Here is a 17,716-nt window from a genome sequence, read left to right as displayed (position 1 = left end):
GCTTCAGTAGATAATTTTTTCTGGGCATCATCTTTCCTGAGTTATCAGGTTCAACGCCAAAATGAAATCTTGATCCCACAGTAGATGAGCTGCTAGCTCTTAAAGAATAAACTTTAATGCAGACTGCACCACTTCAATCCCAGCTTCTGTTTTATGTGCATGTTCACTCAAATACCGTCGCCATGCGTTAGCACCTCGAACGCCGTGAAATATATTTAATAAATGGCGGCTCAGGGAATTCAAACGTATTTTTTGCATCAACTGCTTCTGAATATACTCAAGGAAATATTCCACTACCTCAACACGTGAAAGTGATGGTGTGGATGACAATTTAAGCAGATCGTCTATTTCTGCCAGTAAATAAGGGTGTTGGCAGATACTACGCCCCAACATCACGCCATCTACATGTTCTAATGCACTAGTGATTTGCTGCAAGGTTTGAATGCCACCATTTAAAATGATTTTAAGCTTCGGGAAATCTCGTTTAAGCTGATAAACCACATCATATCGCAATGGCGGGATGGTACGATTATCTTTAGGGCTTAAACCTTTTAGCCAAGCTTTACGCGCATGAATAATAAAGCGGCTGCAACCTGCTTGACTCACTTGTTGTATGAAATGGCATAAGTGCTCATAGCTATCAATTTCATCGACACCAATACGGGTTTTAACTGTGATGGGGATACTCACCGCCTGTTGCATAGCGGCTACGCATTCAGCGACTAATTGCGGTTCTTTCAATAGGCAGACACCAAAACGACCTTCCTGTACTCGGGAGCTTGGGCACCCTATATTGAGATTCACTTCATCATAGCCAAAATCTTCGGCCATGCGTGCGCATTGTGCCAGTTCATCTGGATGGCTACCGCCCAGTTGCAAAGTTAATGGGTGTTCAGCTGGGTGATATGCCAATAACCCCTGATAATCACCATGCAGCAGCGCACCTGTGGTAATCATTTCGGTGTATAACAGGGTATTCTTGCTGATAAGACGCAGCAGAAAGCGAAAATGCCGGTCAGTGTAATCCATCATGGGGGCGACAGAAATTATTGGAAATTGCATTTTGGATACTTGGCTGGTTTGCTGGTTCTGCATGTGTTTATTTTATGTTAGTTAGCTGACAAAATGCTAATTTTTTAGGCCTAATGCTTGCTAATTGTTTAAAGGTTTCAAACTGCATTCAACAGCGTTTGAATCAAAAATAGCATATAACACCAAAGATTCAGTAATATATAAATTCATTAATATAAAATAACGATAAAAGAATATAAATATACATAAAAAAATGCGCATAACTCAAGGTGTGATTGGCGCTAGCCAACTGGACAAAAGCCTCTCTGTCATTTTGGCTATTTCTGATGTGTTAATAAAATGTTAATGCGTAAACACTAAAATAGAATAATTATAACCATCTAATTAATCTATAAATGTCAAATTTAAAATTAGAGAATCAAAAGAAATTATCCTCGACTTTTGGAAGATTGACAAACTCTCTCTCCCAACAAGAGGAAATTCAAACTACATCAGAATCAGAAAATTTAAACTTTGAACTTGGCAAAACTTTAGGCGCGGGACGTTCTGGAAAAGTTTTTATTGGATATCCAACAGACTCCAGCGGCACTAAATTAGCACCCAAAAATCCGCTGGCTGAACTCAAAAAATTACCTAAGAATGCCACAGTAGCTGACAAAATAAAAACCATAAATGATGCCAAACAAAGTCAAGGGTTTGCAGTCAAATTTTTCCATACCAAAGGAGTTTCTAAGGAAATAATAACTAATGAAATTAAAATTACCAACTTTTTATTTGGCAACAATAATAAACCCGAAATGAAATTACGCCATGAACCAATTAGTTATAAAATTCGCTTCATGTCAAAAGATAAAAATTTGAAAAAAGGCACTATTTATCTTGATTTAACTGAAAACAGTGAAAAAGAATTATCTTTAAATTATAGATTGCTCAATCTAGCAGAAATTGAGGTAAATGGCACTATAAAGACCATTACAAACAGAGGTTTTAGTTTAGAAAAATTAGCAGAATTTTATCAACAACACGGACGTAAAAAGGCTGAGAAAAAATTAAAAAAATATTTACCTGAGATTTTATATGAAACATCGAAAAAAATGCATACAAAGCCTTTTTGGACGCAAATGGAATATTTGGAAGGAAATCCTCTATCTAACTTCTATATTAAAAACGTAAGCACTGGAAAGGAAGTCCCAAACAGCGAGATCAGAGAATTAGCATTTTCAAAACGAACTCAATTGATATTTCAACTGGTAGAGCAAATCTTTACTTGGCATCGTAATGGCATCATCCATGGGGATATCAATATAGATAATGTTCTGACAGATTTAAAAAATTGTTATTTAATTGATCCTGGTGATTCTTTTGAATTCACAAAAAGTAGGCTTGTACCTAGCCAACAAGATGCAAAATTGAAAACTGAAAATCAGGGTAATAAAATGTATCTTCATCCCTTTTTGATTGAAGGTGGATCTTGTTACCATCCTCCCGAAACACGTCACGCACAATACTGTTTAAAAAGCGATATTTTTATGTTGGTCTACCCCATATTAAGTCTGCTTTTAGAGCCCAATCCTCTGAAACTAAAATCGTCTTTCTACGATAAAGTTAAGTCGGAAAATTCTTTGACGGATGAGGATGTAGAGATTTCAGATCATAAATCTACGAGTAATAAGGAGCCACTTGATTGTCAATATTTAGCTTTTAACAACTTAGGCGTTATGGAGTTTCCTGCAAATTTGCAACCCTCTGATGAATTTGATATTCGTAATGTCATTCTCCAATTTCTTGATATCATGAGTGATCCAGATTATAGAAATCGACCTGAAGATGAAGATGTGCTTGCATTTTTTCACTGTCTACATAAGCTTGCTTTATGTGCTGAGCTCCAAAGTCAATTTGATTATGATAAGGGTAGTTTGGAATGGAATACTTTACAAACTCAAAAATTACTTCTGTGTAAAAGATTATCGGCATCAGTCAAAGGAGATGATTTTGTAACTGATGAGGATTTATCTATCGGTCTTGCTTGTAGTTAAGTTAAAACTATTGCAATAACCCAACTTTATAATAGCAAAATAAATTTTTTTTAGAAGCGAGCACTTGACTAATATATAGCATATGATTTCTACTTGCTGTTACAAGCATTTGCTTGTGATGGGTGCATGACTATTAAAAAAACCATAGCCATGTATAGGACTTCAAAACATTGCACAGAGTCGTAGAGATTTTTTATGTCTAATAATAGCTACAATCATTTTCCTACCACGACTATCACCGGATTTTCAGGTCAATGTTGGCGCGGTTGGCCTGCAGTATGCACCGAACTCAATCAAGTTATTTCAGCACTTAGCTCACGCCAATCTCAGGTGATTATTGCCATAGAAACCTATACAGGTCTGCACGATCAAGAGGTAGCAGGCAAATTACAGGCTGGCTTACAACACCAAGCATTTCTATACACGCAGAGCGCATTTAAATCCTCCGAACAGATTGATGCCTTGATTGCGCCTTTTTTGGGCGGTAATGATCCGATTTTCGGCTTTTATACTCATTTGACACTGGAGGCATTTTTTGATCCAGATAAGCAACTAGCTTTCAGAAATGAAATCCTGGCAAAAAAAGGCGTGGTGGTCGTGTACGGCGCCGGCGCCCTACTCTGTTGCACACCCGATTTGATTGTTTATGCCGATATGCCGCGTTGGGAAGGACAATTGCGACAACGGCGCAATGAAGTGTCCAACCTTGGCGTTGAAAACGCAAATTTACGCGCCTCTTTGCAATACAAACGTGCATTTTTTATTGATTGGCGCGTCTGCGATCGTTTAAAAAAGACTACTCTTTCTACTTGGGATTATTTACTAGATACAACTATACCTAACGATCCTAAATTAATTACTGGCGATGCCTTGCGTGGCGCGTTGGATCAAATTGTCACACAGCCATTCCGCGTAGTACCTTTTTTTGATCCTGCTCCTTGGGGTGGACAGTGGATGAAAGAGAAATTTGGCCTCGATGCCAAAGCGGCAAATTATGGCTGGGGCTTTGATTGTGTCCCTGAAGAAAACAGCCTATTACTGCAGTTTGATGAGGTCCGTGTAGAAATTCCTGCACAAAATCTAGTGTATTATCGACCGCGACAATTGCTGGGAGATTATGTGTATGGTTTGTTTGGTCCTGAATTTCCTATCCGCTTTGATTTTTTGGATACTGTGGGCGGTGGTAATTTAAGTCTGCAAGTACACCCTATCGTAGAATATGCACAGGAAAAATTCGGTCTGCATTATACCCAGGAAGAAAGCTATTACATGTTAGCCGCCGGTGAAAAAGCGACCGTTTATCTTGGCTTAAAGACGGGGATTGATCCAGACAAAATGTGTGCAGCATTACAACAGGCACAAGAAGGCGGACCACCTTTTGCGGCGGAAGAATATATTAATAAATGGCCGGCTAAAAAACATGATCACTTTTTGATTCCAGCCGGCACTGTGCATTGTTCCGGTGCTGACGGTGTTGTATTGGAAATCAGCGCAACCCCCTATATTTTTACTTTTAAACTCTGGGATTGGGAACGTCTAGGTTTGGATGGACTGCCCCGCCCTATCAATATTGGCCACGGCCGCAAAGTCATACAATGGGAGCGCCAAACCGATTGGGTGAAAGCGAATTTAATCAATGCCCTCTGTCCAATAGCCCACGGCGCAGGTTGGCGCGAGGAACGAACGGGTTTGCACTCTTTGCAATTTATAGAGACGCGTCGGCATTGGTTTACGCAAACCGTGCCGCATGATACTCGAAACACAGTGAATGTGCTTAATTTAGTGGAAGGCGCAGCAGCGATAGTTGAGAGCCCAACACAAGCATTTGCGCCATTTCAGGTTAACTATGCTGAAACTTTTATTATTCCCGCTCAAGTTGGCGCATATAGCATTCGCCCTCTTAGCCCGACGCAAGAGGAGTATGCAACGATCAAAGCTTTTGTACGTGCTGATAATGCGTAAAAGATTTTCATCAGAAAACTAATTCTCAACGACAGTTAAATGCTCGATCATTAATTGCACATTGCGTACCCCTCGAAACTCATTCACGTCTAAGCGGTAGACGCCATGTATTTTACGGGCGCGATAATTCGGCCATTTCTCTATATCAATATTAAAAGCAATGGCATCAAACACCAAATGGCTCTGTTCTAATTGCAACTGTAGCTTTAAATGTTTATGACCCACAATACGTTGTTCTACGATATAAAAATAATTATCGAATAAAGGCTCAGGAAATGCCTGTCCCCAAGGACCGGCATTGCGCAGTAGATCGGCGATTTCAATGCAGAAATGTTCTGCAGTCAATTCACCATCGGTGGTGATTTTTCCTTGAATATCATCGAGTGAGATATGTCTTGCGACTTCTTCGGCAAATGCTTGGCAAAAAGCGGGATAATTTTCCTGATGTAAACTGAGTCCAGCAGCCATAGCATGACCCCCGAATTTAGATATCAATTGTGGCTGTTTTTTGGCAATCGCATCCAACACATCGCGGATATGTACACCATTGATAGAACGCGCAGAGCCTTTAAGTAATACAGAATCCGTGCTGGCGAAGGCAATGACGGGTCGATGCAGCTGGTCTTTAATGCGTGAAGCTAAAATGCCGATTACCCCTTGATGCCAGCTGCTATCATGCAAGCAAACGCCCAGGGGCAAATCAGCGTTAATTTTTAACTGGCTGAGTACGGATTGCGCCTGTTGCTGCATGGTGGCTTCTATTTCACGACGTTCTTTATTAAGCGCATCTAAACGTAAAGCCATGGATTCAGCCTGTATTGGATCTTGGCTTAAAAGGCAAGCGATGCCTAACGACATATCTTCTAACCTTCCGGCTGCATTAAGCCTGGGACCTAAGGCAAAACCTAGATCACTGGCAACTAAATGTTCTTTTGAACGGTTGGCGATTTTTAGCAATGCAGCTATGCCTGGGCGAGCTTTATTTTGGCGGATGCGATTCAAGCCTTGCTGCACCAAAATGCGATTGTTTTGATCTAAAGGCACGACATCGGCCACCGTGCCTAAAGCGACCAGATCCAGTAAGTTGGACATGTTGGGCTCAGGGAGATTTTGCTCGGCAAACCAATTCACCTGGCGTAAGTGATTGCGCAATGCCAGCATGACATAAAAAATCACGCCTACACCGGCTAGGTTTTTGCTGGGGAAAAAACACCCCGGTTGATTAGGATTGACGATTGCCCTGGCTGGAGGCAAGGTTTCTGCAGATAAGTGATGGTCGGTAATTAATACTTGTATACCCAGTTCATTGGCGCGCACAACGCCAGCTATGCTAGAGATGCCATTGTCAACAGTGACAATTAATTGTGGATTGCGTTCGGCGGCTACTTCTACGATCTCTGAGGTCAGGCCATATCCATACTCAAAGCGATTGGGTACCAGATAGGAGACTTGCTGTGCGCCAAAAGCCTGCAAGGCGCTGACGGCCAATGCGGTGCTGGTTGCGCCATCGGCATCAAAATCTCCCAAAATGAGGATATGCTGCTGTTGGCTTAATGCCTGGTAAAGGCAGGTTACTGCCTGTTCTATTCCTAACAAGCTGCTATAGGGTAATAAATGTTTGAGGCTTTGTTCCAGCTCATCGATGGAACGGATGCCGCGTGCGGCATATACTCGTCGTAATAGCGGGGGTAAATTGGCTGTCATAAGAAACTCAGGGACAGGCCGGCGCAGAATAGTTTTATCCATTTGGTTTTTTCCTTGAATTATTATTATATCGTACCGATGCATCTTTAGAGGGTGCTATCATATATTAATAGACACTCTATGGGACATTATTATGTTGCTTAGGCAGGATAAAAATTTAACCGGCAATATTGTTCGCAGTTATACTCCCGGCAAAATCGTCATTAATGCAACGACTTATACCCAAAGTGTTGTATTGTCACCCAGCTTATTAATTGAGCACTGGTCACCACAAAATATAATGCAGTTAAAAGCTGAAGATTTGCAGGTGCTGGTGGAGCAAAATCCTGAGGTAGTGTTATTAGGGACAGGTGAGAAACAATATTTTCCTGAAGTGGAAACATTGGTGGTGTTGATAAAAAAAGGAGTGGGTTTTGAAATTATGGATACTGCTGCTGCTTGCAGGACATACAATTTATTGATGTCTGAAGGGCGTAATGTGGTGGCTGGGCTGGTCATTCAATAAATTATCGAGGTGATCCATGACACAAACTCTACGCCTTGTTATGGCGCAGCTTAATTTTTTAGTTGGCGATATTGAAGGTAATGCTCGAAAAATCATAAATGCTATTATTGCAGCACGGGATGTGTATCGAGCACAATTGGTCATATTTCCAGAGTTGGCATTATGCGGCTATCCACCGGAAGATTTACTCTACCGGCCGGAATTATATGAGCGCATCAACCGGATTTTCCCTGAAATTAAAGCCCAAGCCAAAGGTATCGATGTGTTACTGGGTTATCCAGAAAAAGCCGTAGGCGGCTGTTATAACCAAGCGGCATTAATGCGTGAAGGCGAAATTGTCTCGCATTATCATAAACAACAACTGCCTAATTATAGCGTGTTTGATGAGGTACGTTATTTTAAACCTGGCAACACGCCTTGCGTCGTAGATATTCACGGTATCCCTACCGCTATTACTATTTGTGAAGATCTGTGGTTTGCTGAACCTATGGCTCAAGCCAAGGCGGCTGGGGCGAAGTTGGCGATATCGATAAATGCTTCGCCTTTTGCCAAAGATAAGGCCATAGCTCGAGAAAACATCATTGCGGCACGGGCGCGTGAGGGGCAAATGCCGGTTGTTTATGTCAATTGCGTGGGTGCACAGGATGAATTGGTGTTTGATGGTGGCTCTATGGTGTTCGATGCCCAAGGTAGGCTTGTGCAACAAGCTGAATTTTTTGTAGAAAAATTGCATCTCGTGGAAGTCAGTTATGATGGGAGTGAGGCCAACGTCCCAATGGGCGCTATCCCTGTCCCCATGAGTGAGGAAGAACGGATTTATAAAGCGTTGGTGCTGGGGGTACGTGAGTATATTGAGAAAAATCATTTTCCCCGAGCGGTGTTGGGTTTATCGGGAGGGGTTGATTCAGCGCTCACTTTGGCCATTGCTGTGGATGCCATTGGTAAGGACAGGGTGGAAGCGGTGATGATGCCGTCGCGTTATACTTCTGATATGAGTGTGACTGATGCCGAAGAACAAGCACGTTTACTGGGAGTTAAGCATTATGTATTACCCATAGAGCCGGTATTTGAGGCGTTCTTACAAACCTTGCAACCTCAGTTTGTTGGTTTAGCGCCAGATGCCACGGAGGAAAATTTACAAGCACGCTGCCGCGGGACGCTATTAATGGCTATTTCTAATAAAAAGAAAGCCATTGTGCTAGCTACGGGCAATAAAAGTGAAACGTCAGTCGGGTACTCTACTTTATACGGCGATATGGTCGGGGGATTCTGTATGTTGAAAGATATTCCCAAGACGATGGTCTATCGCTTGGTGCGTTATAGGAACACCTTGTCACAGGTGATTCCCGAGCGAGTTATTACCCGCGCGCCTTCGGCGGAATTAGCCGAAAATCAGTTGGATCAAGACTTTTTACCACCCTATCCGGTTTTAGATGCAATTTTGGAACGCTATATTGAACATGATGAAAGCATAGAAGATATTATCCGCGCTGGATTTGATGCAGATATCGTGCGCAGGGTGGTAAAAATGGTTGATCGGAATGAATACAAGCGTCGCCAAGCAGCGCCTGGCGTGCGTATTACCGAGCGTGCATTTGGCAAAGATTGGCGCTATCCGATTACTTCAGGTTTTAGTAATTTTCCTTCCCCCACAAGGTGAGAAGGAAAATTTGAGCGCTGATTTTTAAGATTTCCTATTTAACATATTGAAAATTCAGGTATAATGCGCCACTGTTCATTTACACCCAATATACTGAGGATATAATAATTTATGGTAGTAATTCGATTATCGCGCACTGGCGCAAAAAAACGCCCATTTTATCATGTAGTTGTAATTGATAGCCGTCATGCGCGTGACAGTGGTAATTTTATAGAACGCGTAGGATATTTTAATCCAATCGCCAAAGGTGCTGAGGTTAAACTGTTTCTGGATAATGAACGTGTCACTCACTGGCTAGGAAAAGGCGCACAGCCATCCGAAAAAGTGTCGCATCTGATTAAGATTTCTCAATTACCAGACAAGGGTGCAGCGTTGTACGAAGCGAAAAAGAAAAAACTCAAAGCGAAGAAGGCTGCTGCTAAGAAATTGGCCGCCGCTGCGACTGAGACTAAAGAAGAATCTGCAACTGGAACTGCTTCGTAAGTATGCCTGTATATTTTAAGCTCGCATCTTTGAATAAAGCACTTCTATGAAAAAAGATAGCCATATGGTGGTCGTTGGCCGTTTGGGACGAGCTTATGGAGTTCAAGGTTGGCTAAAGTTGCATTCCTTCACTGAACCTGCCGAAAATATTCTGAGCTATCAGCACTGGTTTATTCGTAATAAGACTGGCGCCTGGGAGCCGGCTTCATTAGAGCACACTAGAATACAGGATCAGTCTTTATTGGTTAAATTGACAGGTTGTAGCACACCTGAGCAGGCACAGGTTTATGTTAATGCCGACATTGCTGTGACCCGCGATCAATTGCCAAAGCTAACCACCGGCAATTATTACTGGTCAGATTTAGAAGGTTTGAAAGTTATCAACCAGCAGGGAATTGAGTTAGGCACTGTGACGCGTTTGATGGCAACTGGGGCTAATGATGTCCTGGTAGTTAAAGGTGAAAAAGAAAGATTATTGCCTTATATCAAGCAGGTTGTTCTGGCAGTAGATTTACAGCAAGGTGTGATGCGAGTTGATTGGGATGAAAATTTTTAAAGCGGCAGTCCGAGGTTGAGCCAATGTGGGTTGGCCTAATCAGCTTATTCCCAGAAATGTTCACCACATTGAACTATGGTATTACTGGGCGCGCAATTGAGAATGGCTTGTTAGCACTCAATTATTGGAACCCGCGTCATTTTGCTTTAGATAAATACCATAGTGTAGATGACCGCCCATATGGGGGCGGACCGGGTATGGTCATGAAGGTGCAGCCGCTACGAGATGCTATCTCTGCGGCCAAAACAGTTAAATCAAATGCTCCTGTAATTTATCTGACACCGCAAGGACGTTTACTCAATCAATCTGGCATACGTAAACTCGCTACCTACCCTGACCTGATTATAGTTTGTGGGCGTTATGAAGGTATTGATGAACGGCTGATAACGACAGATATTGATGAAGAGTGGTCGATTGGAGATTATGTATTAAGCGGCGGAGAATTAGCTGGCATGGTACTGGTAGATGCCCTAACCCGTTTTCTACCTGGTGCTTTGGGACATCCTGGATCAGCTGAGCAGGATTCTTTTTGTAGCGAACGCTTGGATTATCCACATTATACCCGTCCTGAAATCATTGATGGCCTAGCTGTGCCTGCAGTACTTAACAGTGGTAATCACGCGGAGATTGCCCGTTGGCGGCAACAGCAAGCTCTTGGCAGAACTTGGCAGCGGCGACCGGATTTGTTCAATGAACAGCCTTTGACAGATGCGGAACAAGTGTTATTAAGAGAATTTATTAGTAACTATAAAGAACATTCATGAGGAAAAATAAAATGCATAACCTAGTAAAACAGTGGGAAAATGAGCAAATTAAAGACAAGCAAATTGCTGATTTTACTCCCGGAGATACTGTTGTTGTTCAAGTGAAAGTAAAAGAAGGTGAACGCGAACGCTTGCAGGCTTTTGAAGGAGTCGTCATTGCTATTAGCAATCGTGGCTTAAACTCTAGTTTCACTGTGCGAAAAATATCCCACGGTGAAGGTGTGGAACGTGTATTTCAGACTTACAGCCCACTAATCAGCACCATACAGGTCAAGCGCCGAGGTGCAGTGCGTCGCGCTAAGCTGTATTACTTGCGCGAACTGGAAGGTAAAAAAGCTAGGATTAAAGAGGATATTTAGGTTAGGTTTTTTCTCTTATCTTCAGAGATACTTTTTCCCTTCTCCCCTTGTGGGAGAAGGGATGTTATCTCAAATTCGTCACCTATTCTCCCATAACCTCTTAACTAATATCCCGCATGAAAGATTACCAAGTCGTAAAAAAAGTATCCCCTATTACCTGGTTGATCGATATTGCATTTCTGACTTTATTTCTAGCTATTTTATTCGGCAGCTTTCTGGGTAGTCGCCCGCTGATGTCGCCTGATGAAGGTCGTTATGTGGAAATTCCGCGAGAAATGGTAGAAAGCGGTGATTACATTACCCCACATCTCGATTACCTTAAATATTTTGAAAAACCACCGCTGTTTTATTGGATGGAAACAGTACCCATCAAGTTGTTTGGGCTAAACGAATGGGCATTGCGTTTGCCCTCTGCATGTATTGCCCTTTTGGGGTGTCTGTTTGTTTACATCACTTCCCGCAAACTGTTTGACCGACGCACCGGTATACTATCTGCCTTGGTTTTAGCAACCAGTGTTTTGTATTTTGTGCTCGCGCATTTTATTACACCCGATATGACGCTTACGGTCCTCTTAAGTAGCAGTCTTTTGTCATTTCTGGTAGCCGTACATGAGCCACGAGGTTGGAAGCGTAATTGTTGGCTTTGGGCTATGTATGCCTTAGCAGCTTTAGCTACTTTAACGAAAGGTTTAATCGGTATTATTTTCCCTGGCCTTATCATTTTCCTCTGGTTGTGCTTGGTTAATGAATGGCGACAATTATTAAGCTACCGGCTACTATCAGGTTTGTTGTTATTTTTAGTGATTGCAGTGCCTTGGCATGTGCTGGTACAACAACGTAACCCTGAGTTTTTTCAATTTTATTTTATTGAACAGCATTTTTTACGTTACTTCACCAGTTATGCCGGTCGCGGGCAAGATTTATGGTTTTTTCCGGCAGTGGTTTTAGTCGGTATTTTCCCTTGGTTATGTTTTTTGTTAGCGCTGTTATTTTCACGAAAACAGCCTAAACCCACCACAAGTTTTGCTACCATTTCAGAAGAGCTTGAAAAATCACTGTCATTGTCATCAAACAATGGATATACCTCTACAAAAAAAGGGAAAATTCGAAATAACAGAATTTTCACAGCGATAAGGCATTATTGGTCTATCAGAAAACAACACCGGACTGTGATTTTTTTATTGGTCTGGGTATTGGCTATTACGGTATTTTTTACTTTCTCCCAATCCTTGTTGATTTCTTATGCGCTTCCCGTGATTCCTCCGTTGGCTATATTGATTGCTCGCCGTCTATCTTTGCAGTGGGATAAAGGGGATACTGCAGAAATTCGTTTAGGTTTTGCTTTACTTTTAGTGGTGATTGTAGCCATCTCAGTCATAGGCTTAATCGCATTTAAGCCTAGCCTGCAAACTGCTTGGCATACCTCGATAATTTTACTGATGGTCAGTGCCCTATTAGCTACATTACTTTATTGGTATGGTGGAATTAAAGCCGGTATTGTCGGTTTAATCATTGGCATAAGCTTATTTCTTAGCACTTTTAGTCTTACCTATGCGGCGGTGGATGTGCGCTCCAGCAAGTCTATCGCCATGCAGTTGCTACCCTGGTTAAAACCCGGTGATGTGGTGGCCAATTATCATGAATATTACCAGGATTTACCGGTTTATTTACAACGACGCATTATGATAGCTAATTATACCGGTGAATTAGAATTTGGTATGGAACACCAAGATACCCATACCTGGACAGTTGATGCGGATAACTTTTGGAAGCTTTGGGGTGAACCCCAACGGATATTTGTGCTTATGGGGTGGTTTGATTATAATCACATGCTGCATTTACCCAAAAAGCACCGCCCTTTCCTTTACTTAATTGGGCGGACTGACAGAATCTTTTTGCTGACGAACCATCCTTTATGAAACTCTTTATATTACCTTGGCTATTATTTGGCGTATTATTGAATGCGGGCGCGCAACTCGCATTAAAGGCAGGATCACAACGAATCAGTGACGTGACTTTTAGCTGGAACAACGCTATTCCCATGGGTTGGCAATTGGCGACGAATCCCTACATCATTATGGGTCTTGTCGCTTACGTCATTAGTGTAGTTATCTGGATAGGTGTCTTATCCCGAGTCGACGTGAGTGTGGCCTATCCTATGGTGAGCATAGGCTATATTATTAATGCTGTAGCTGCCTGGTATTTATTTGGTGAATCGATGAGTGCTATTAAAGTTAGTGGTATTTTTTTAATTTTAGCTGGGGTTTATCTGGTGGCACGGAGTTGAAATAATACAAGGCTTCATCCTGACTTAAGCTGTCATCCTAAGTGCCTAAAATCTAAAAGACAAATCAACGCAGGTCCTACCTTTATGAATAAACCCTATATCAGCGTCGTCATTCCTATTTACAATGAACAGGAATCACTAGAAATTCTCTATCAACGTCTCATCCCCGTCATGGATAGCATAGGTAAATCCTATGAAATTATATTTACCAATGATGGCAGCAAAGACAATTCCGAAAATATCCTTAATCAATTCTTTGAGCGCCGCCCTCTACAAATACGCGTCATTCATTTTAATACCAATTATGGTCAACATCTGGCCATCATGGCCGGTCTTGAAAAAGTTCGCGGTGAAATCGTCGTGACGATGGATGCTGATTTACAAAATCCCCCAGAAGATATTCCCAAATTAATTGCCAAAATAGAAGAAGGTTATGATGTAGTCGGTGGTTGTCGAGAAAATCGTCAGGATTTATTTTGGCGCAAATGGTTCTCAAAAATGCATAATAAAATGCGCCAAATTATGATACCGCGTCTTGTGATGCAGGATGAAGGGTGTATGCTCCGCGCTTATCGACGCTATATCGTGGATTTGATGGTAAAAAGTGATGAATCAAATACTTTCGTTAATGCGCTTGCCTTGAATTTTGCCAATAATCCTACCGAAGTTCCGGTATCACATGAAGCACGCGCTGCCGGTACTTCCAAATATAATTTCTATAAACTGATCCGTTACAATTTTGATTTAATCACTAATTTTTCCCTAGTACCATTACAAATATTCACCTTATTAGGATTAGGTATTTCTGCATTAAGCGGTCTTTTGGTCATTTATCTGCTAATGCGTCGTTTGATCGAGGGACCGGAAGTACAAGGGGTATTTACTTTATTCGCTATTGCATTTTTTCTCATCGGGATTTGCCTGCTTGGACTTGGTATCTTAGGCGAATATATTGGCCGGATATATCAAGAAGTGCGTAAACGACCACGGTTTGTCATACGAAAAATAGTTCAAACCTTGCAGGAATCTGAAAATCATGAGTCTTAAAGTACTAGTTCTAGGCGTAAATGGGTTTATAGGCAATGGTCTGGCGCGCGCTGTATTGAAACATACTGACTGGGAAATCTACGGTATGGATATGGCATCGGATAAATTGAGTCATAGTCTTGAGAATCGGCGCTTTCATTTTATTGAGGGCGATATTTTAATTAATAAGGAGTGGGTTGAATATCATATCAAGAAATGTGATGTTGCCCTGCCCTTGGTCGCCATTGCCACTCCTTCAGTTTATGTAAAAGATCCCTTACGCGTTTTTGAATTAGATTTTGAAGCCAATCTTGCCATTATCCGTCAATGTGTGAAATACAAGACCCGCGTATTATTTCCCTCAACATCCGAAGTTTATGGAATGTGTGATGAAAACGAATTTGATGAGGAAACATCCAAATTGGTGTTAGGCCCCATCCATAAAGAGCGCTGGATTTATTCATGCAGTAAACAGTTACTTGACCGCATTATTTTTGCTTACGGTCAACATCAAGGATTAGCATTTACACTTTTCAGGCCATTTAATTGGATTGGTCCTAAGCAGGATAATGTTTATGAACCTAAAGAAGGCAGTTCCCGTGTATTGACGCAATTTATTAGTAATATTTTGCATGGTAAAGATATTCAACTGGTGGATGGTGGTTTACAGCGACGTAGTTTTACTTTTTTGGATGATGGTATAGAGTGTTTAATGAAAATTATTGAAAACCGCGATGGCTGTGCGAATAATCGCATCTTTAATATCGGCAATCCCGCTAATAATATTTCTATTAAGGAGTTAGCAGAAATGTTATTGAAAATAGCCGCTACTTTTCCTAAATATGCACAGCAAGTGGCAAAAACAAAAATTTTAACCATAAATGCCAATGAATATTATGGTGACGGCTACCAGGATATTTTAGCGCGCGTGCCTTCGATCAAAAATGCAGAGCAGTATTTAGGCTGGCAGCCCAAAACAGATTTACATACTGCTTTGCATAAAACCTTGGACTATTACTTTTCTGGGGAAGCGGGTCGGGATTTGTCGTAGTTCTGGCGTGCACTGGGATACAGTGCCCTTTAAAATAACGACCCTTGTAAAAAACTTGTCATTTTATTTTCCGTTTTAAAATGTACACCTAAGCCCAATAAACGTATCGATTTAGCAGTTTTTTGATAGGCATTTTGAAATAAATTAAAGTAATGCTCCAGCTTGACACTTTCACTGACTATCTCTGCAGTTGTTTGACTAAAATCATGAAATTTTATCTTGATGTATTGATTTTTTATGGCGTGCTCTAGTGCCGATTCCTGAATACGGCTTAGCAGTTTATTATGGAGCTCCTTGATAATATTTGTGCACAATGTCATATCCTGTATATCCTCAGGAAAAGTACGTTCTACACTCAGTGATTTTCGCACCCTATTAGGTTCAACATTACGCGAATCAATACCACGACATTGTTCATAGAGCCGCTGACCCAATTTGCCAAATTGTTCCCTCAATTCAGATAATGATAAGCGTTGTAAATCAGTACAGGTCGACAATCCCATAGCCTGCAATTTTTTTGCAGTGACTTTGCCTACGCCATAGAGTTTCTCTACTGGCAAAGTGCTTATAAAGGCTGTGACTTCATGGGGTCGAATAACATATAAACCATTAGGTTTTTTCCAACCGCTGGCAATTTTTGCAAGAAATTTATTGGGTGCTACTCCAGCAGAAGCAGTCAGCTGCTCAGTATCCCAGATGCGCTGGCGAATAGCTTGGGCAATTAGGGTGGCGCTACCCTGATAGTATAGTGCATCTGTGACATCTAGATAAGCTTCATCCAGCGCCAACGGTTCTACCAGCGACGTAAATTCACGAAAAACGCTGTGGATACGTTTAGCAGTTGCCTGATATTTTGGCATATTAACTGGCAGTAATTGTAATTGGGGACAGTGGCGAAATGCCGTGACTGTGGCCATTGCTGAGCGCACACCAAATTGGCGAGCCATATAATTACAAGTGCAAATCACACCACGTTTATTGGGAGAACCCCCTACTGCAACTGGTTGGTTTACAAGCTCAGGATTATCTCGTATTTCAATAGCAGCATAAAAACAATCCATATCGACATGGATTATTTTCTGGGTTTTAATGGTAATTTTACTTGAGAAACTCATGACGGTATTCTGTCATAAAATGACTGAATACAACACAAGCTGTCATCCTTCGCTTGCCCTCAAGATGACAGCTGGTGAAATCAGTGCTCCAAAACTGGTTTATTCACACTTATATGCATTGCTTGCGGAGAATCTGTGTCTTCTACCATGTTCTCCAGAAAAGTCACTGAATCCCCCACCATGATTGTATTAAATTCAGTATTGAGGACATTGCTGGCATTGAAATAAAATTCATTTCCTTGCATATCTTCAATAAAGCCATAATCCTCAAATAGCCGGCTGATGCGACCCATCGAGGGTTCCATATGGGCTTTTACATAACCTTGCTGTTGTTGAGCATAATGCTCAACTTGCCGTTTCATGGCAGCGAAAGCATCTCTTATCACTACGTATAAATCTTCATCAAATTTGTGATTGACAACTAGTCTTTTTCCGGGAACTCCTAATTCAATATTGGTGCCAAATACTCTGCCTTGATGTTTGCGTTTCGTCAATTGTTCAACTACCACTTTGCAGAATTCAATCCGCTGATAAAGCAACTTTAATTTTTCAACTTTTTGACGAATTTTAGTTTCAACAGCAACAGAATTGGGAATATCGCGCATAGTAATATCTACTGGTAACATTGCCATTTTGCTACCCTCCTTTTTAATTTTAGTTTTATGATTTAAGCTTTATACTTCTCTAAAATTAATGCATGTGAAGCATTTTAGGCTTAACCAATTTTTCAAAATCTTTGTATCTCATTTCTACCAAATCTGTATGAGTACCCGCGTTAAAGGCAATATTTTCATCTTCAGACAGCTTGTCATCCATATAAACATCCATATTAAACAGATTACCCATAGGAGGCATTGCACCAATCTCACATTCTGGAAACCATTCTCTAAATTCTCGTTCGGTAGCTAGCTCTACTTTTTTAGCGCCTAATAGCTTTTCCATCCATTGCAGGTTTAATTTGATATTGGCTGGTTCGATGACCATTGCCATTTTGCCATCTATTTTAACTATCACGGTTTTAGCTAATTCTTTTCCAGGGATATGCGCCATTTCTGCAGTCTCTTGGGCAGTAAAGGCAACTGTATGATCGATTGTTCTATATTTTACATGATTTTCATCTAAAAAATGTTTTAATTTTGGAGTTAACATAATAATCTCCTAAATATTTATAAATTC

The 17,716-nt window shown here is 41.2% G+C and carries 16 protein-coding genes and 1 pseudogene; 12 read left to right on the top strand and 5 right to left on the bottom strand.

Annotated elements, in window-relative coordinates; all coding sequences use genetic code 11:
* Nucleotides 1-99: 99 nt before the first annotated feature.
* The gene (gene dusA, locus VHE99_05065; protein ID HVV68388.1) at nucleotides 100-1,095 is read right to left on the bottom strand and encodes a tRNA dihydrouridine(20/20a) synthase DusA; all 996 of its coding nucleotides are present in this window, start codon (nucleotides 1,093-1,095) and stop codon (nucleotides 100-102) included.
* Nucleotides 1,096-1,427: 332 nt separating this feature from the next.
* Between dusA and VHE99_05060 the strand changes: the two genes are divergently transcribed.
* Nucleotides 1,428-3,068, top strand: a complete 1,641-nt coding sequence (locus tag VHE99_05060; GenBank protein HVV68387.1) for a hypothetical protein — start codon at nucleotides 1,428-1,430, stop codon at nucleotides 3,066-3,068.
* A gap of 195 nt (nucleotides 3,069-3,263) precedes the next feature.
* On the top strand, nucleotides 3,264-5,030 hold the full coding sequence (locus VHE99_05055; GenBank protein ID HVV68386.1) for a class I mannose-6-phosphate isomerase: 1,767 nt from the start codon (nucleotides 3,264-3,266) through the stop codon (nucleotides 5,028-5,030).
* An 18-nt stretch (nucleotides 5,031-5,048) separates the two neighbouring features.
* On the opposite strand, the gene recJ is transcribed toward VHE99_05055, so the two are convergent.
* On the bottom strand, nucleotides 5,049-6,776 hold the full coding sequence (gene recJ / locus VHE99_05050; protein ID HVV68385.1) for a single-stranded-DNA-specific exonuclease RecJ: 1,728 nt from the start codon (nucleotides 6,774-6,776) through the stop codon (nucleotides 5,049-5,051).
* 91 nt (nucleotides 6,777-6,867) lie between these two features.
* On the opposite strand from recJ, the gene VHE99_05045 reads away from it, so the two are divergent.
* The 10 genes and pseudogenes from VHE99_05045 (at nucleotide 6,868) to VHE99_05000 (ending at nucleotide 15,425) form a co-directional block, all read left to right on the top strand.
* Complete coding sequence (locus VHE99_05045) at nucleotides 6,868-7,239, top strand: Mth938-like domain-containing protein (protein HVV68384.1); 372 nt, start codon at nucleotides 6,868-6,870, stop codon at nucleotides 7,237-7,239.
* Between the two features lie 16 nt (nucleotides 7,240-7,255).
* Nucleotides 7,256-8,899: an NAD+ synthase gene (locus VHE99_05040; protein ID HVV68383.1), complete on the top strand. Its 1,644-nt coding sequence runs from the start codon at nucleotides 7,256-7,258 to the stop codon at nucleotides 8,897-8,899.
* Nucleotides 8,900-9,010: 111 nt separating this feature from the next.
* A pseudogene (rpsP, locus tag VHE99_05035) lies at nucleotides 9,011-9,241 on the top strand (30S ribosomal protein S16).
* A 187-nt stretch (nucleotides 9,242-9,428) separates the two neighbouring features.
* Nucleotides 9,429-9,938 carry a ribosome maturation factor RimM gene (gene rimM / locus VHE99_05030; protein ID HVV68382.1) on the top strand — a complete coding sequence of 170 codons (510 nt, stop codon included), beginning with the start codon at nucleotides 9,429-9,431 and terminating at the stop codon, nucleotides 9,936-9,938.
* A 23-nt stretch (nucleotides 9,939-9,961) separates the two neighbouring features.
* Nucleotides 9,962-10,702 carry a tRNA (guanosine(37)-N1)-methyltransferase TrmD gene (trmD, locus tag VHE99_05025; GenBank protein ID HVV68381.1) on the top strand — a complete coding sequence of 247 codons (741 nt, stop codon included), beginning with the start codon at nucleotides 9,962-9,964 and terminating at the stop codon, nucleotides 10,700-10,702.
* A gap of 11 nt (nucleotides 10,703-10,713) precedes the next feature.
* A complete protein-coding gene (gene rplS / locus VHE99_05020) occupies nucleotides 10,714-11,061 on the top strand; it encodes a 50S ribosomal protein L19 (GenBank protein HVV68380.1) in 348 nt (115 codons plus the stop codon).
* A gap of 116 nt (nucleotides 11,062-11,177) precedes the next feature.
* The gene (locus tag VHE99_05015) at nucleotides 11,178-12,980 is read left to right on the top strand and encodes a glycosyltransferase family 39 protein (protein HVV68379.1); all 1,803 of its coding nucleotides are present in this window, start codon (nucleotides 11,178-11,180) and stop codon (nucleotides 12,978-12,980) included.
* Nucleotides 12,977-13,348 (top strand): SMR family transporter, encoded by a 372-nt coding sequence (locus tag VHE99_05010; GenBank protein HVV68378.1) that lies wholly within the window; start codon nucleotides 12,977-12,979, stop codon nucleotides 13,346-13,348. Before VHE99_05015 ends, VHE99_05010 begins: the two co-directional genes overlap by 4 nt.
* Before the next feature lie 84 nt (nucleotides 13,349-13,432).
* The gene (locus VHE99_05005; protein ID HVV68377.1) at nucleotides 13,433-14,395 is read left to right on the top strand and encodes a glycosyltransferase; all 963 of its coding nucleotides are present in this window, start codon (nucleotides 13,433-13,435) and stop codon (nucleotides 14,393-14,395) included.
* Nucleotides 14,385-15,425 carry a bifunctional UDP-4-keto-pentose/UDP-xylose synthase gene (locus VHE99_05000; GenBank protein ID HVV68376.1) on the top strand — a complete coding sequence of 347 codons (1,041 nt, stop codon included), beginning with the start codon at nucleotides 14,385-14,387 and terminating at the stop codon, nucleotides 15,423-15,425. The genes VHE99_05005 and VHE99_05000 overlap by 11 nt, the downstream gene beginning before the upstream one ends.
* 29 nt (nucleotides 15,426-15,454) lie before the next feature.
* Here the strand turns inward: VHE99_05000 and dinB are convergent, their stop codons facing one another.
* From dinB to VHE99_04985, 3 genes are all read right to left on the bottom strand, one after another.
* Entirely contained in the window at nucleotides 15,455-16,540 is a 1,086-nt protein-coding gene (dinB, locus tag VHE99_04995; protein ID HVV68375.1) for a DNA polymerase IV, read from the bottom strand.
* An 80-nt stretch (nucleotides 16,541-16,620) separates the two neighbouring features.
* On the bottom strand, nucleotides 16,621-17,172 hold the full coding sequence (locus VHE99_04990) for an HPF/RaiA family ribosome-associated protein (protein HVV68374.1): 552 nt from the start codon (nucleotides 17,170-17,172) through the stop codon (nucleotides 16,621-16,623).
* Nucleotides 17,173-17,230: 58 nt separating this feature from the next.
* Nucleotides 17,231-17,689 (bottom strand): YbaK/EbsC family protein, encoded by a 459-nt coding sequence (locus tag VHE99_04985; protein ID HVV68373.1) that lies wholly within the window; start codon nucleotides 17,687-17,689, stop codon nucleotides 17,231-17,233.
* Nucleotides 17,690-17,716 lie beyond the last annotated feature (27 nt).

The sequence above is a fragment of the Gammaproteobacteria bacterium genome (assembly GCA_035546635.1).
GTDB lineage: Bacteria > Pseudomonadota > Gammaproteobacteria > JAURND01 > JAURND01 > DASZWJ01.
This window is presented reverse-complemented; position numbering and strand designations above follow the sequence as displayed.

Excerpts from the sequence above, each read along its gene's own strand:
- VHE99_05005 (HVV68377.1), top strand. The coding sequence starts at position 13,433 with ATGAATAAACCCTATATCAGCGTCGTCATTCCTATTTACAATGAACAG.
- dusA (HVV68388.1), bottom strand. The coding sequence starts at position 1,095 with ATGCAGAACCAGCAAACCAGCCAAGTATCCAAAATGCAATTTCCAATA.
- rplS (HVV68380.1), top strand. The coding sequence starts at position 10,714 with ATGCATAACCTAGTAAAACAGTGGGAAAATGAGCAAATTAAAGACAAG.
- rimM (HVV68382.1), top strand. The coding sequence starts at position 9,429 with ATGAAAAAAGATAGCCATATGGTGGTCGTTGGCCGTTTGGGACGAGCT.
- VHE99_05000 (HVV68376.1), top strand. The coding sequence starts at position 14,385 with ATGAGTCTTAAAGTACTAGTTCTAGGCGTAAATGGGTTTATAGGCAAT.
- VHE99_05045 (HVV68384.1), top strand. The coding sequence starts at position 6,868 with ATGTTGCTTAGGCAGGATAAAAATTTAACCGGCAATATTGTTCGCAGT.
- VHE99_05010 (HVV68378.1), top strand. The coding sequence starts at position 12,977 with ATGAAACTCTTTATATTACCTTGGCTATTATTTGGCGTATTATTGAAT.
- VHE99_05040 (HVV68383.1), top strand. The coding sequence starts at position 7,256 with ATGACACAAACTCTACGCCTTGTTATGGCGCAGCTTAATTTTTTAGTT.
- dinB (HVV68375.1), bottom strand. The coding sequence starts at position 16,540 with ATGAGTTTCTCAAGTAAAATTACCATTAAAACCCAGAAAATAATCCAT.
- VHE99_05055 (HVV68386.1), top strand. The coding sequence starts at position 3,264 with ATGTCTAATAATAGCTACAATCATTTTCCTACCACGACTATCACCGGA.
- trmD (HVV68381.1), top strand. The coding sequence starts at position 9,962 with ATGTGGGTTGGCCTAATCAGCTTATTCCCAGAAATGTTCACCACATTG.
- VHE99_04990 (HVV68374.1), bottom strand. The coding sequence starts at position 17,172 with ATGGCAATGTTACCAGTAGATATTACTATGCGCGATATTCCCAATTCT.
- recJ (HVV68385.1), bottom strand. The coding sequence starts at position 6,776 with ATGGATAAAACTATTCTGCGCCGGCCTGTCCCTGAGTTTCTTATGACA.
- VHE99_05015 (HVV68379.1), top strand. The coding sequence starts at position 11,178 with ATGAAAGATTACCAAGTCGTAAAAAAAGTATCCCCTATTACCTGGTTG.
- VHE99_04985 (HVV68373.1), bottom strand. The coding sequence starts at position 17,689 with ATGTTAACTCCAAAATTAAAACATTTTTTAGATGAAAATCATGTAAAA.
- VHE99_05060 (HVV68387.1), top strand. The coding sequence starts at position 1,428 with ATGTCAAATTTAAAATTAGAGAATCAAAAGAAATTATCCTCGACTTTT.